Source organism: Pseudomonas sp. SC3(2021), from assembly GCF_019856535.1.
GTDB lineage: Bacteria > Pseudomonadota > Gammaproteobacteria > Pseudomonadales > Pseudomonadaceae > Aquipseudomonas > Aquipseudomonas monsensis.
In genome coordinates, this window is record NZ_CP082236.1 from 5927402 (window position 1) to 5941355 (window position 13954).

Genomic DNA, 13954 nt, shown 5'->3' on the forward strand with positions numbered 1-13954 from the left:
AAAAGCTCAGAAACCGGCAGCTCGGGGGAGCGTTGGCCGGTTGTATGGCCTGGACCTGGAAAATAAGTGAGAATGCGGGCCAATGGCGGCCGACAAATCGCGCCTATCATATCCAAGATTGATGACTAGCTTAAGGCCTAAGGTGCAAATGAAACGATCTGCTTTCTTTATCTCCGATGGCACCGGCATTACCGCCGAAACCCTGGGTCAAAGCCTTCTGGCGCAGTTCGAAAACATTACCTTCACCAAGCTCACGCGGCCGTATATCGACAACGCGGACAAAGCGCGGGCCATGGTACAACAAATCAACAAAGCCGCTGAAACCGACGGCTTTCGGCCGATTATCTTCGACACCATCGTCAATCAGGACATTCGTGAGATTCTCGCGACCTCCAATGGTTTCATGATCGACATTTTCTCGACCTTCCTCGCCCCGCTCGAACAGGAACTGACCGAGCATTCGTCCTACACCGTCGGCAAGTCCCATTCGATCGGGCACAACTCCAATTACATGGAGCGCATCGAGGCGGTGAACTTCGCCCTCGACAATGACGACGGCGCGCGTACCCACTATTACGACAAGGCCGACCTGATACTAGTGGGCGTGTCGCGTTGTGGTAAGACGCCGACGTGTCTGTACATGGCAATGCAATTCGGCATCCGCGCCGCCAACTATCCGCTGACCGAAGACGACATGGAGCGCCTGACCCTGCCGTCTGCGCTGCGCGCCCACCAGCACAAGCTGTTCGGCCTGACCATCGACCCGGATCGCCTCACCGCAATCCGCAACGAGCGCAAGCCCAACAGCCGCTATTCGAGCTACGCCCAGTGCGAATTCGAAGTGCGCGAAGTGGAAAACCTGTTCCGCCGCGAGAACATTCCGCACATCAACTCCACGCATTTTTCGGTGGAAGAGATTTCGGCGAAGATTCTGGTGGAGAAAGGTGTGGAGCGGCGCTTCAAGTAGTTTTGCCGTGTCTGACAAGACGCCATCGCGGGCAAGCCACGCTCCCACAGGGCTTTGTTGTGAATACAAAACCCTGTGGGAGCGGGCTTGCCCGCGATGAACGATTACACGGTCTCGGTCAATGCCCTGGCCAGGGCCTCGAACCCGCCGAGCAACAACCGATCATCCCCCACCGAATTGCACACACTCGCCCGAATAAACTGCGGCACCGCGGCATGCCCGACGGCAAACGCCTCGGCGGTGGACACCAAATAACTGTTCTCCTTCAGTTCCGCCGCAATCTGCGACGCGCGCCATGCCTCAGGCACTTCAATCCAGAAATGCGGGCTGTGGACGTGAGTCCGGTACACCAGGTCGCTCAGTGCGTGGCTGACCAACGCCTTGCGCCGGCCGATTTCACTGATTTGTTCGTTGAGCAGTTGGGTGGCAATGCCGCTTTCGATCCAGCGGCAGGCCACTTCCATTGCCAACGGATTGGCCATCCAGCACGTCCCGCGAATGGCTGAATTCAATCGCCCGAGCAACGCGTGCGGCGCGTGCAGGTAACCGACACGCAGCCCGGCCGAAACTACTTTGCTCAGGCTCCCGATCAGTACCGAGCGTTCTGCAGCAAACGCACTCAGGGGCAACGGTCGCTGGCGATCCAGCAGCGCATGCGCCTCGTCCTCGAAAATCAGCAGATTGTGTTGCCGGCAGATTTCGGCAATGGCTTCGCGCCGTGGCACCGACATCACCGCCGCCGTAGGATTCTGGATGGTAGGCGTGCAATACAATGCCGACACCCGATGCTGTCGGCAGACGTCCTCCAATGCTGACGGCAACAAGCCTTCAGCATCCATGGCGACACCGATCAGTTTGATCCCGAGTTGGCGTGCGACGCTGATCAACCCCGGGTAGGAAAGATGCTCGGTGACCACGGTGTCACCGGCCTTGAGCAAACCCATCAAAGCGCACAGCAGTCCGTGCTGACCACCGTTGACGCACAGCACTTGGTTGGCATCCGCCTGAAATGCCCCATGGCTCAGCCAGTACGCCCCCGCCTGCCGATGTCGGGGCAAGCCGCTTTCGGCGGTGTACCCGGTCAACTGCTGCAAGCTGTGCGAATCGTTGGCCAACGCCTGCAGCGTCAGACTCATGAACGCGCTTTCCTGCCCGGGAATTGGCTGATTCCGACTCATGTCGAAGCAGGCCCGCGGCTCTTCGCTGACATTGCGAAACCCCTTGTCCCGCAAACGCTCCAGGCCGCGCTCACGCACGTAAGTGCCATCGCCGACACGCGCCACCACCCGCCCGACCCGCTCCAGCTCGCCATAAGCGCGACTGATGGTGCCGATGGTCACACCCAGGCTGTCAGCCAACAGCCTGTGCGGCGGCAATTTCGCGCCGGCGGCGATCACGCCTTCGGCTATGGCGCGTTCCACCGCATCCGCCAGCCGCTTGTACTTCACGCCGACGCCATTGGCGAGACCGTCACGCAGGATTGACACCGTGGCAATACTTATTTTGACAGTCATTGTCACCCCGAATAGCGTGCTGAAAACAGGTGCAATCAGGGATAGTCCTTTTCACCCACGAGGTCAATTCCTCTGCTACGGAGCACAATGCATGTCGACTGTCATCAGCACGCCATTGAATGCGAGCAAACCCTGGCTCGCCGGATTGTTCACCTGCACGCTGTTTCTGATCGTCTGCCTGAGCTGGGGTACCACCTGGCTGGGGATCAAGATTGCCGTGGAAAGTGTGCCGCCGCTGACGGCTGCTGGCCTGCGTTTTCTGATTGCCTTTCCGCTGTTCCTGAGCTTTGCCGTGTGGCGCAAGGAGCCGCTGCTGTTCCCACGGCAAAGCCGCTGGTTTTTCCTGTTTGTCACGCTGTCGTATTTCAGCCTGCCGTACTACTTGCTCAACTACGGCGAGTTGCATGTTTCGTCGGGCCTGACCGCGCTGCTGTTCAGCTGCATGCCGGTGTTTATCCTGGTGTTTTCCTCACTGTTTCTGCGCGAGAAAATCCTCCCGACACAAATGCTCGGTATCGCCATCGGTTTCGCCAGCCTGTACATGATCATTCGCAGCCAGGGCCTGCATCTGGATCAAGCGGAATGGCTCGGCGTGCTGGCGATTCTGTGTGCGGCGATCCTGCATGCGCTGTGCTACGTGGTGACCAAGCAACACGGCAGTGCAATCAGCGTGATCACCTACAACACCCTGCCGATCGGCATCGCCGGACTGATGTTATTGATTGTCGGATTAAACCTGGAAACACCGGTCTTCAAGGACATCAGCGCACGCTCCTGGGGCGCCCTGCTCTACCTCGGACTGGTGGCGTCGGTAGGCGGCTTTATCGTGTATTTCATCCTGCTCAAACGCCTGAGCCCGGTGCTGCTGTCGTTCGTGTTCATCATCTTCCCGGTGTTCGCCCTGCTCATCGGCGCCTGGTACGAAGGCACGCCGATCTCCCGGGACCTGATGCTGTACTCGGCAATCCTGCTCGCCGGTTTCGCGATCACCAAGCTGCCGCTTAAACGCTGACTCCCCCACAATCATTGAACATCGGAGGTTCAAATGTCGGTCCACACCCTGGAAACCCTGAGCCTGTTTAACGCAGAACCTTATCGGCGCGATTTCAGCGCGCGGGTGATCGCTGTGGTCGATCAGGCTGTGGTGCTCGAACATACGCTGTTCTATCCCAGCGGTGGCGGGCAGCCGGGAGACAGCGGCCACTTCAGCCTCGCGGACGGTACCCGGATTGATGTCACCGGCACCCTGCGCGACCCGGCGCTGCCGTCGATCATCTGGCATCAGGTGGCGCAATGTCCGCCGCACCTTGGCGTCGGCACCCTGCTCAACGCCAGCCTCGACTGGCAGCGGCGTTACCAGCACATGAAAATGCACACTTGCCTGCATCTGCTGGGCGCGCTGATCAATGCGCCGGTCACCGGTTGCAGCATCAGCGCCGACAAGGGCCGGCTGGATTTCGACCTGCCGGACATGACCCTCGACAAGGACCGCATCACCCACGATCTCAACGCGCTGATCGCACAGGCCTGCGCGGTCAACGTCCTGAGCCTGCCGGCTGCGGAATATCCTGCGCTGCTGGAAAGGATCGGCAGCAAGACCACCCGGCCAGCGGCGATCCAGGGCGATCTGCGGGTGATTGAAGTGGCGGGCATTGACGTTCAGCCCTGTGGTGGCACACACGTACTCAATACCCGCGAAATCGGCCGGGTGTATTGCGAAAAAATCGAGAAGAAAAGCCAACACAACCGCCGGGTGATCCTGCGTTTTGCCGCCGATGACGCGGCATCCCCTGCATGAAAATTTCCTCACTCAAAACCGACACAGTCTTTACGTCCTTGTAACATCTGGAAATATGCAATCCGCGCAAGCAGCGCATGCGGGCTAAACCCCCGATGCGTCCGCCCTCCCGGCCTGTCGAAAGCAACAGGCCGTTCAGCCTGGAAGATGTCGAGGGCAGCCTTTAGCCCTCGGCACCTCTGGCGCTGCACCTAAATCACAAACAGATCGACAAAGCGATTGACCGGGGTGGCTTCGAGCATTGGCTGATCCTTGCACAGGGCGAAGATCTGGTGGCTGCGCTGACCGGTGAAGCGCGTTGCCAGGTTGGCCTTGAACTTGTCTTCCAGTAACGGAATGCCTTCGGCACGACGGCGACGGTGGCCGATCGGATATTCGACCACCACGTTCTCGGTGCTGGAACCGTCCTTGAAAAACACCTGTACCGCGTTGGCAATCGAGCGCTTGTCGGGCTCCAGATACTCGCGGGTGAAACGCGGGTCTTCGACGATGACCATCTTCTCGCGCAGCACGTCGATGATCGGGTGCGCGGCGTGGAAGTCGTCCTCGTAATGCTCGGCCACCAGATTGCCGAATGCCAGTGGCACGGCGGTCATGTACTGGAGGCAGTGATCGCGGTCGGCGGCGTTGGCCAGCGGCCCGACCTTAGAAATGATGCGAATCGCCGACTCGTGGGTGGTGATGACGATGCGGTCGATATCATGCAAGCGGTTGCGCACCAACGGATGCAATGTCACCGCCGCTTCGCAGGCCGTTTGCGCGTGGAACTCGGCGGGGAAGCTGATCTTGAACAGCACGTTTTCCATGACATAGCTGCCGTAGGGTCGCGAGAAACTGAAGGCGCGCCTGTTCTCAGGCTTGAGCGCCAGATCGTTATTGGTGTGGCTGAACGACACGTCATAGAAGCCCCACTGCTTGGCCGTCAACACCCCGGGAATGCCCATCTCACCTCTTAGGGCGATGTCGGCCAGACGAACGCCACGACTGGTTGCATCCCCTGCCGCCCAGGATTTGCGCGAACCGGCATTTGGCGCGTGGCGATAGGTGCGCAGCGCCTGGCCATCGGCGAAGGCATGGGACAACGCCGACAACAATTGCTCGCGATTGGCACCCATCAGTTTCGCGGTGACGGCGGTCGAAGCGACTTTCACCAGCAGAACGTGGTCGAGTCCGACGCGGTTGAAGGCGTTTTCCAGGGCGATCACGCCTTGAATCTCATGGGCCATGATCATCGCTTCGAACACGTCACGCATTGTCAGCGGTGCCTCACCATTGGCAACGCGCTTTTGCGACAAATGATCGGCCACCGCGAGAATCCCGCCGAGGTTGTCCGACGGATGCCCCCATTCGGCCGCGAGCCAGGTGTCGTTGTAATCGAGCCAGCGCACGATGCAGCCGATGTCCCACGCGGCTTTCACTGGATCGAGGCGATACGACGTGCCGGGCACGCGCGCGCCGAACGGCACGACGGTGCCTTCGACGAGCGGGCCAAGGTGTTTGGTGCATTCGGGAAAACGCAGCGCCAGCAGGCCACAGCCCAGGGTGTCCATCAGGCAGTTGCGGGCGGTGGCGAGGGCTTCGGCAGACTCGATGTTGAAGGTGAGGACGTAATCGGCGATGTCCTGCAGGACACGGTCGTAGTCGGGGCGGTTGTTCAGGTCGACGTTGGCGCTCATGTTCGATTCACTCTGGCAGTGTTCGTTGATGGGACCTCGGTTCAGGGCTAACTGTTTTCTTATGGTTGAAATGCAATCCACTGCAGGAGTGAGCCTGCTCGCGATGGCGGTGTGTCAGGCAACGTTGACGTTGAATGTCAGTCCACTATCGCGAGCAGGCTCACTCCCGCAGTTGTGTTCGGTGTTGGCTCAGAAAGAGTCGCCGGGGATGCGCACGTAGCCTTCCATCAGCACCCGCGCACTGCGGCTCATGATGGCTTTTTTCACCACCCACTCGCCGTTTTCCAGACTGGCCTCGGCGCCGACGCGCAGGGTCCCGGACGGATGACCGAAACGCACGGCGTTGCGTTCAACGCCACCCGCTGCGAGATTCACCAGTGTCCCGGAAATCGCCGCCGCCGTGCCGATCGCCACCGCCGCCGTGCCCATCATCGCGTGGTGCAACTTGCCCATCGACAGCGCACGCACCAGCAAATCCACATCAGCGGCCGCAATCGCCTTGCCACTGGACGCAACGTAATCCGCAGGCTTGGCGACGAACGCGACTTTCGGCGTGTGCTGCCGCTTGGCTGCCTCATCCAGACTGGAAATCAGGCCCATGCGCAGCGCACCGTAGGCGCGGATGGTTTCGAACATCTGCAGCGCTTTCGGATCGCTGTTGATCGCGCTTTGCAGCTCGGTGCCGGTGTAGCCGATGTCTTCGGCGTTGACGAAAATCGTCGGGATCCCGGCGTTGATCATAGTCGCCTGGAACGTGCCAACGCCCGGCACCTCAAGCTGATCGACCAGGTTGCCGGTGGGGAACATCGAACCGCCACCGCCCTCTTCTTCCGCCGCCGGGTCCATGAATTCAACCTGCACTTCGGCCGCCGGAAAAGTCACGCCGTCGAGTTCGAAATCACCGGTTTCCTGCACCTCACCGTAGGTGATCGGCACGTGAGCGATGATGGTCTTGCCGATGTTGGCCTGCCACACGCGCACCACCGCCACGCCGTTGTACGGAATGCGGCTGGCATCGACCAGACCATGGCTGATGGCGAACGAACCGACCGCCGCCGAGAGGTTGCCGCAGTTGCCGCTCCAGTCCACGAACGGCTTGTCGATGGACACCTGACCGAACAGGTAATCGACGTCGTGATCGGCCTTGATGCTTTTCGACAGGATCACGGTTTTGCTGGTGCTCGAGGTGGCGCCGCCCATACCGTCGATCTGCTTGTCGTACGGGTCGGGGCTGCCGATCACACGCAGCAGCAAGGCGTCGCGGGCCGGGCCGGGAATCTGCGCGGCTTCGGGCAGATCCTTGAGGCTGAAAAACACGCCTTTGCTGGTACCGCCGCGCATGTAGGTGGCGGGGATTTTGATCTGTGGTGCGTGAGCCATGGTTGCTCCTCAAAGGACCAAGGGACTTATCATCCCTTGGTCGCTTAACTGGTTTAAACGGCAGCCGCCGACTCTTCGAGGAAGTCCTGGGCGAAGCGCTGCAACACGCCGCCGGCCTCGTAGATCGACACTTCTTCAGCGGTATCGAGGCGGCAGGTCACCGGCACTTCTACACGCTCGCCGTTGTTGCGATGGATCACCAGCGTCAGGTCGGCGCGTGGCGTGCGGGCGCCGATCACGTCGTAGGTTTCGCTGCCGTCGATGGCCAGGGTGTGGCGGTCGGTGCCGGGTTTGAACTCCAGCGGCAACACCCCCATGCCCACCAGGTTGGTGCGGTGGATGCGCTCGAAACCTTCGGCGACGATCGCTTCGACGCCTGCCAGACGCACGCCCTTGGCCGCCCAGTCGCGGGACGAACCCTGACCGTAATCGGCACCGGCAATGATGATCAGCGGCTGCTTGCGCTCCATATAGGTTTCGATGGCTTCCCACATGCGCATCACTTTGCCTTCCGGCTCCACTCGCGCCAGGGAACCCTGTTTGACCTTGCCGTTTTCCACGACCATTTCATTGAACAGTTTCGGGTTGGCAAAGGTCGCGCGTTGCGCAGTCAGGTGGTCACCCCGGTGCGTGGCGTAGGAGTTGAAGTCCTCTTCCGGCAGGCCCATTTTCGCCAGGTATTCGCCAGCGGCGCTGTCGAGCATGATCGCGTTGGAGGGCGACAGGTGATCGGTGGTGATGTTGTCCGGCAGCACTGCCAGCGGGCGCATGCCCTTGAGCGGACGGGCCCCGGCCAGCGCGCCTTCCCAGTACGGCGGACGGCGGATGTAGGTGCTCATCTCGCGCCAGTCGTACAGCGGCGTGACTTTCGGGCCGGTGTCTTCGTGAATGGCGAACATCGGAATGTAGACCTGACGGAACTGCTCCGGCTTCACCGACGACTTCACCACCGCGTCGATTTCTTCGTCGCTCGGCCAGATGTCTTTCAGGCGGATTTGCTTGCCGTCGACCACGCCCAGCACGTCCTTCTCGATGTCGAAACGGATGGTGCCGGCAATGGCGTAAGCGACCACCAGCGGCGGCGAAGCGAGGAACGCCTGCTTGGCGTACGGGTGAATGCGGCCGTCGAAGTTACGGTTTCCGGAGAGCACTGCAGTCGCGTAAAGATCGCGGTCGATGATCTCTTGCTGGATCACCGGATCGAGTGCGCCGGACATGCCGTTGCAAGTGGTGCAGGCGAACGCGACGACACCGAAACCCAGTTGCTCCAGCTCCGTGGTCAGCCCCGCTTCATCGAGGTACAGCGCGACGGTTTTCGAGCCCGGCGCCAGCGAGGATTTGACCCACGGCTTGCGGGTCAGGCCTAGCTTGTTGGCATTGCGCGCCAGCAGGCCGGCGGCAATCACGTTGCGCGGGTTGCTGGTGTTGGTGCAACTGGTGATGGCGGCGATGATCACTGCGCCGTCAGGCATTTGCCCCGGCACGTCATCCCACTGCCCGGAGATGCCTTTGGCCGCCAGATCCGCCACCGCGACGCGGGCGTGCGGGTTGCTCGGGCCGGCCATGTTGCGCACCACCGACGACAGGTCGAACGTCAGGCCGCGCTCGTATTGCGCGCCTTTCAGGCTGTCGGCCCACAGGCCGTTGAGCTTGGCGTACTGCTCGACCAGTTGCACTTGCTGATCTTCGCGACCGGTGAGTTTGAGGTAGTCGATGGTCTGCTGGTCGATGTAGAACATCGCCGCGGTGGCGCCGTATTCCGGGGCCATGTTGGAGATGGTCGCGCGGTCGCCAAGGGTCAGCGCCGACGCACCTTCGCCGAAGAACTCCAGCCATGCGCCGACGACTTTCTGTTTGCGCAGGTATTCGGTCAGCGCCAGCACCATGTCGGTGGCGGTGATGCCCGGTTGCAGCTTGCCGGTCAGTTCGACGCCGACGCTTTCCGGCAGGCGCATCCACGAGGCGCGGCCGAGCATCACGCTTTCGGCTTCGAGGCCGCCGACGCCGATGGCGATCACGCCCAGCGCATCGACGTGCGGGGTGTGGCTGTCGGTGCCGACGCAGGTGTCAGGGAACGCCACGCCATCGCGCACCTGGATCACCGGGGACATTTTCTCCAGGTTGATCTGGTGCATGATGCCGTTGCCTGGCGGGATCACGTCGACGTTCTTGAAGGCCTTTTTGGTCCAGTTGATGAAGTGGAAACGGTCTTCGTTGCGCCGGTCCTCGATGGCGCGGTTCTTCTCGAACGCCTGCTTGTCGAAACCGCCCGCCTCCACCGCCAGCGAGTGGTCGACGATCAATTGCGTCGGCACCACCGGGTTGACCTGCGCCGGGTCACCGCCCTGCAAGGCGATCGCGTCACGCAGGCCAGCGAGGTCGACCAGTGCGGTCTGGCCAAGAATGTCGTGGCACACCACGCGCGCCGGGAACCACGGGAAGTCGAGGTCGCGTTTACGCTCGATCAGTTGTTTGAGGGAATCGGTGAGCGTGGCCGGATCGCAGCGACGCACGAGGTTTTCCGCCAACACGCGGGAGGTGTACGGCAGGGTGTCGTAGCTGCCGGGCTGAATCGCCTCGACCGCCGCACGGACGTCGAAGTAATCCAGGGAACTGCCGGGCAGGTTCTTGCGGAATGCTGTGTTCATCGGGTCAGGACTCGGGTCACGGTGGTTTCAAAGGGTGGGGCCGGACACTGACCTTGAAATTCACACTGAACCCTGTGGGAGCTGGCTTGCCAGCGATAGCGGTGGGTCAGTCGACATCAATGTTGGATGTGACTCGGTCATCGCTGGCAAGCCAGCTCCCACAGGGTCTTCGGTGAACATCGAGATTAGTGTTCGGCCCTCACCATTCAGCGACGTTCGATTGGCACGAACTTGCGCTGTTCTACGCCGATGTACTCGGCGCTCGGACGGATGATGCGGTTGTTGGCGCGCTGTTCGAACACGTGGGCGGCCCAGCCGGTCAGGCGCGAGCAGACGAAGATCGGCGTGAACAGCTTGGTCGGGATGCCCATGAAGTGGTACGCCGAGGCATGGTAGAAGTCGGCGTTAGGGAACAGTTTCTTCTGCTCCCACATGGTCTTGTCGATGGCTTCGGAGACCGGGAACAGCACCTTGTCACCGACTTCGTCAGCGAGTTTTTTCGACCAGCCCTTGATCACCTCGTTGCGCGGATCGCTGTCCTTATAGATCGCGTGGCCGAAGCCCATGATCTTGTCCTTGCGCTCAAGCATGCCGAGGGTGCCCTTGATCGCCTCTTCCGGCGACGAGAAGCGTTCGATCATTTCCATCGCCGCTTCGTTGGCGCCGCCGTGCAGCGGGCCGCGCAGCGAACCGATGGCAGCCGTGACGCAGGAATACAGGTCAGACAGGGTCGACGCGCACACCCGCGCGGTAAAGGTCGAGGCGTTGAATTCATGTTCGGCGTAAAGAATCAGCGACACGTTCATCACTTTGACGTGGAGTTCACTTGGCTTCTTGTCGTGCAGCAGGTGCAGGAAGTGGCCGCCAATGCTCGGCTCGTCGCTGACGCAGTTGATGCGCTTGCCGTCGTGGCTGAAGCGATACCAGTAGCACATGATCGCCGGGAACGCGGCCAGCAGGCGGTCGGTCTTGTCGCGCTGTTCGGAGAAGTCTTTCTCCGGCTCGATATTGCCGAGGAACGAGCAACCGGTGCGCATCACGTCCATCGGGTGGGCGTCGGCGGGAATGCGTTCGAGCACCTCTTTCAGTGCTTGCGGCAGGTCGCGCAGCTTGCTCAGCTTTTGCTGGTAGGCGTCAAGTTGTGCCTGGGTCGGCAGCTCTCCGTACAGCAGCAGGTAAGCCACTTCTTCGAACTGCGCGTCTGCCGCCAGTTCACGCACGTCGTAGCCGCGATAGGTCAGCCCGGCACCGGCCTGGCCCACGGTGGACAGTGCGGTTTGCCCGGCCACCTGGCCACGGAGCCCGGCGCCACTGAGTACTTTTGCTTCGGCCATTGCTGTCTCCAATCTTCTTGAATTTGTAGGGAAACTTGTAGGAGCGAGCCTGCTCGCGAAGGTGGCTGGAACACCTCGGCACATCAGGAACACCGCGTTATCGTTAACGCCCATCGCGAGCAGGCTCGCTCCCACAGGGGTCTTGGTCAGCCTTTCTTTTGTGCAAACAACGCATCGAGCTTCTGCTCGAAGGTGTGGTAGTCGATGCGGTCGTAAAGCTCCATGCGAGTCTGCATGGTGTCGATGACATTCTGCTGCGTGCCGTCGCGGCGGATCGCGGTGTAGACGTTTTCCGCCGCCTTGTTCATCGCGCGGAACGCCGACAGCGGGTACAGCACCAGCGACACATCCGCTCCCGCAAGCTGCTCGGTGGTGTACAGCGGCGTCGCGCCGAACTCGGTGATGTTGGCGAGGATCGGTGCCTTCACGCGGCTGGCGAACAGTTTGTACATCTCCAGTTCGGTAATGGCTTCCGGAAAGATCATGTCGGCGCCGGCCTCGATGCACGCAGCGGCGCGATCCAGAGCCGATTCCAGGCCTTCCACCGCGAGCGCATCGGTACGCGCCATGATCACGAAGCTGTCGTCGGTACGGGCATCGACGGCGGCCTTGATGCGATCGACCATTTCCTGCTGGCTGACGATTTCCTTGTTCGGACGGTGGCCGCAGCGCTTGGCACCGACCTGGTCTTCGATGTGAATCGCCGCCGCGCCGAACTTGATCATCGACTTGACGGTGCGTGCCACGTTGAACGCCGACGAACCGAAACCGGTATCCACATCCACCAGCAGCGGCAGGTCGCAGACATCGGTGATACGACGCACGTCGGTCAGCACGTCATCCAGGCCGGTGATGCCCAGGTCCGGCACACCGAGCGAACCTGCAGCGACGCCGCCACCGGACAGGTAGATCGCTTTGAAGCCGGCACGCTTGGCCAGCAGCGCGTGGTTGGCGTTGATCGCGCCGACCACTTGCAAGGGATGCTCGCTGGCGACCGCATCGCGGAAACGCTGGCCTGGAGTGTTCTGCTTGGAACTCATGACTCACCTCGTTCAGTGGCTGTCTTATTGTCGGCGCCGTCCTGGTAATGACGGGCGATGTTGCGTTTCGAGGCGCCGATGTGGCGGCGCATCAACAATTCCGCGAGCTCGCCGTCACGGTCGGCGATGGCATCGAGAATCCGGTGGTGTTCGGCAAAGGCCTGACGCGGGCGGTTCGGCGTGGTGGAAAACTGGATACGGTACATGCGCACCAGTTGGTACAACTCGCCGCACAGCATCTGGGTCAGGGTGCGATTGCCGCTGCCCTGGATGATCCGGTAATGGAAGTCGAAATCGCCTTCCTGCTGGTAGTAGCCGACGCCGGCCTGAAACGCCGCATCGCGCTCATGGGTTTCCAGCACCCGGCGCAGTTCGTCGATGTCTTCGACGCTCATGCGTTCGGCCGCCAGACGGCAGGCCATGCCTTCGAGGGACTCGCGTATTTCATAGAGTTCGAGCAGTTCGGCGTGGCTGAGCGACACCACTCGTGCGCCGACGTGCGGTACCCGCACCAGCAGGCGCTGACCTTCGAGCCGATGAATGGCCTCTCGCAGCGGCCCGCGGCTGATGCCGTAGGTGCGCGCCAGCTCCGGCTCGGAGATCTTGCTGCCCGGGGCGATCTCACCCTTGACGATGGCCGCCTGGATGCGTCGGAAGACGTTTTCCGAGAGCGTCTCGGAATCGTCGCCGCTGATGACCGGGGGATCGAGTTGATCCAGCATGATTGTCGACACCTTTAAATCCAATTCGGCAAAAACTAGCCAATTCACCCGCATCCGTCAAAGGATAAATACACATTGTCGACAATCGTCTAATAACCACAGCCAATGGTCCTTGTGATCAGCCAATCACCTGTGGGAGCAGGAACCCCAGGGTTATAGACCGCCGCAGGCGCTGGCGCCATAAAACCACCGTGCTAGAATGCCGCCCGCATTTGCTGGCCATTTGTACGGCTTGTCATAAAAAGCTGATAGGCACACGAAGGTGCTGGCGCAGGCAGGAAAGCCTGCTGCCAAGCCCTTGAACCGAGAACGGAACGCTGCGCACCAGGATTTATGAGACTCAAGCCCTTCCCCACCTTTTTTGCTCTGTTTTGCCTGCCCGGCCTCGCCGCAGCGGGGGAAAAAACCGTGTACGGCCTTAACGAATACGCGTCGCTCGATGGCATCAATCTGGAAGTCGCAGCCAAACTCGACACCGGTGCGAAAACCGCATCACTGAGCGCCCGCGACATCAAACGCTTCAAACGCAACGGCGAGTCGTGGGTACGCTTTTATCTGGCGATCGACGCCGCGCATTCGCACCCGATCGAACGGCCGCTGGCGCGGGTCAGCAAGATCAAGCGCCGCGCCGGCGACTACGACCCGGAAGAAGGCAAAAAGTACACTGCCCGCCCGGTCATCGAGCTGGACATCTGCATGGGTTCGGCTTTGCGCAGCATCGAAGTGAACCTGACCGACCGTAGTGCGTTCCAATATCCGCTTTTGATTGGCTCCGAGGCGCTGAAACGCTTCGATGCGCTGGTCGATCCCAGTCTTAAATACGCTGCCGGCAAACCCGCCTGCACCATCGCCGCTCATACCGCCGAGTAATTTCC

Annotated in this window: 11 protein-coding genes; 4 read left to right on the forward strand and 7 right to left on the reverse strand. The window is 61.0% G+C overall.

What is annotated here, in order from left to right; translation table 11 throughout:
• Positions 1–148 precede the first annotated feature (148 nt).
• Positions 149–967, forward strand: coding sequence for a pyruvate, water dikinase regulatory protein (locus K5Y35_RS26250; RefSeq protein WP_123463647.1), 819 nt, complete (start codon positions 149–151; stop codon positions 965–967).
• Between the two features lie 104 nt (positions 968–1071).
• On the opposite strand, the gene K5Y35_RS26255 is transcribed toward K5Y35_RS26250, so the two are convergent.
• Positions 1072–2481, reverse strand: a complete 1410-nt coding sequence (locus K5Y35_RS26255; RefSeq protein WP_222833336.1) for a PLP-dependent aminotransferase family protein — start codon at positions 2479–2481, stop codon at positions 1072–1074.
• A gap of 91 nt (positions 2482–2572) precedes the next feature.
• Between K5Y35_RS26255 and K5Y35_RS26260 the strand changes: the two genes are divergently transcribed.
• Together K5Y35_RS26260 and K5Y35_RS26265 are read left to right on the forward strand one after the other, a co-directional pair.
• Entirely contained in the window at positions 2573–3493 is a 921-nt protein-coding gene (locus K5Y35_RS26260) for a DMT family transporter (RefSeq protein ID WP_222833337.1), read from the forward strand.
• Between the two features lie 33 nt (positions 3494–3526).
• Positions 3527–4279 (forward strand): alanyl-tRNA editing protein, encoded by a 753-nt coding sequence (locus K5Y35_RS26265; protein WP_222833338.1) that lies wholly within the window; start codon positions 3527–3529, stop codon positions 4277–4279.
• A 191-nt stretch (positions 4280–4470) separates the two neighbouring features.
• On the opposite strand, the gene prpD is transcribed toward K5Y35_RS26265, so the two are convergent.
• The 6 genes from prpD to K5Y35_RS26295 all read right to left on the reverse strand — a co-directional run bounded on the left by prpD (position 4471) and on the right by K5Y35_RS26295 (position 13076).
• On the reverse strand, positions 4471–5955 hold the full coding sequence (prpD, locus tag K5Y35_RS26270; protein ID WP_222833339.1) for a 2-methylcitrate dehydratase: 1485 nt from the start codon (positions 5953–5955) through the stop codon (positions 4471–4473).
• Between the two features lie 189 nt (positions 5956–6144).
• Positions 6145–7335 carry a 2-methylaconitate cis-trans isomerase PrpF gene (gene prpF / locus K5Y35_RS26275; protein WP_222833340.1) on the reverse strand — a complete coding sequence of 397 codons (1191 nt, stop codon included), beginning with the start codon at positions 7333–7335 and terminating at the stop codon, positions 6145–6147.
• Positions 7336–7388: 53 nt separating this feature from the next.
• Positions 7389–9983, reverse strand: a complete 2595-nt coding sequence (acnD, locus tag K5Y35_RS26280; protein ID WP_123463660.1) for a Fe/S-dependent 2-methylisocitrate dehydratase AcnD — start codon at positions 9981–9983, stop codon at positions 7389–7391.
• Between the two features lie 206 nt (positions 9984–10189).
• Positions 10190–11317, reverse strand: a complete 1128-nt coding sequence (gene prpC / locus K5Y35_RS26285) for a 2-methylcitrate synthase (protein ID WP_222833341.1) — start codon at positions 11315–11317, stop codon at positions 10190–10192.
• Positions 11318–11463: 146 nt separating this feature from the next.
• Entirely contained in the window at positions 11464–12357 is an 894-nt protein-coding gene (prpB, locus tag K5Y35_RS26290) for a methylisocitrate lyase (RefSeq protein WP_123463664.1), read from the reverse strand.
• Positions 12354–13076 carry a GntR family transcriptional regulator gene (locus K5Y35_RS26295; RefSeq protein WP_174377155.1) on the reverse strand — a complete coding sequence of 241 codons (723 nt, stop codon included), beginning with the start codon at positions 13074–13076 and terminating at the stop codon, positions 12354–12356. The genes prpB and K5Y35_RS26295 overlap by 4 nt, the downstream gene beginning before the upstream one ends.
• Before the next feature lie 336 nt (positions 13077–13412).
• Between K5Y35_RS26295 and K5Y35_RS26300 the strand changes: the two genes are divergently transcribed.
• A complete protein-coding gene (locus K5Y35_RS26300) occupies positions 13413–13949 on the forward strand; it encodes an ATP-dependent zinc protease (protein WP_007916436.1) in 537 nt (178 codons plus the stop codon).
• Positions 13950–13954 lie beyond the last annotated feature (5 nt).

Coding starts and splice junctions, on each gene's coding strand:
- acnD (WP_123463660.1), bottom strand. CDS start 9,983: ATGAACACAGCATTCCGCAAGAACCTGCCCGGCAGTTCCCTGGATTAC.
- prpF (WP_222833340.1), bottom strand. CDS start 7,335: ATGGCTCACGCACCACAGATCAAAATCCCCGCCACCTACATGCGCGGC.
- K5Y35_RS26265 (WP_222833338.1), top strand. CDS start 3,527: ATGTCGGTCCACACCCTGGAAACCCTGAGCCTGTTTAACGCAGAACCT.
- K5Y35_RS26255 (WP_222833336.1), bottom strand. CDS start 2,481: ATGACTGTCAAAATAAGTATTGCCACGGTGTCAATCCTGCGTGACGGT.
- prpB (WP_123463664.1), bottom strand. CDS start 12,357: ATGAGTTCCAAGCAGAACACTCCAGGCCAGCGTTTCCGCGATGCGGTC.
- K5Y35_RS26260 (WP_222833337.1), top strand. CDS start 2,573: ATGTCGACTGTCATCAGCACGCCATTGAATGCGAGCAAACCCTGGCTC.
- K5Y35_RS26250 (WP_123463647.1), top strand. CDS start 149: ATGAAACGATCTGCTTTCTTTATCTCCGATGGCACCGGCATTACCGCC.
- K5Y35_RS26300 (WP_007916436.1), top strand. CDS start 13,413: ATGAGACTCAAGCCCTTCCCCACCTTTTTTGCTCTGTTTTGCCTGCCC.
- prpC (WP_222833341.1), bottom strand. CDS start 11,317: ATGGCCGAAGCAAAAGTACTCAGTGGCGCCGGGCTCCGTGGCCAGGTG.
- prpD (WP_222833339.1), bottom strand. CDS start 5,955: ATGAGCGCCAACGTCGACCTGAACAACCGCCCCGACTACGACCGTGTC.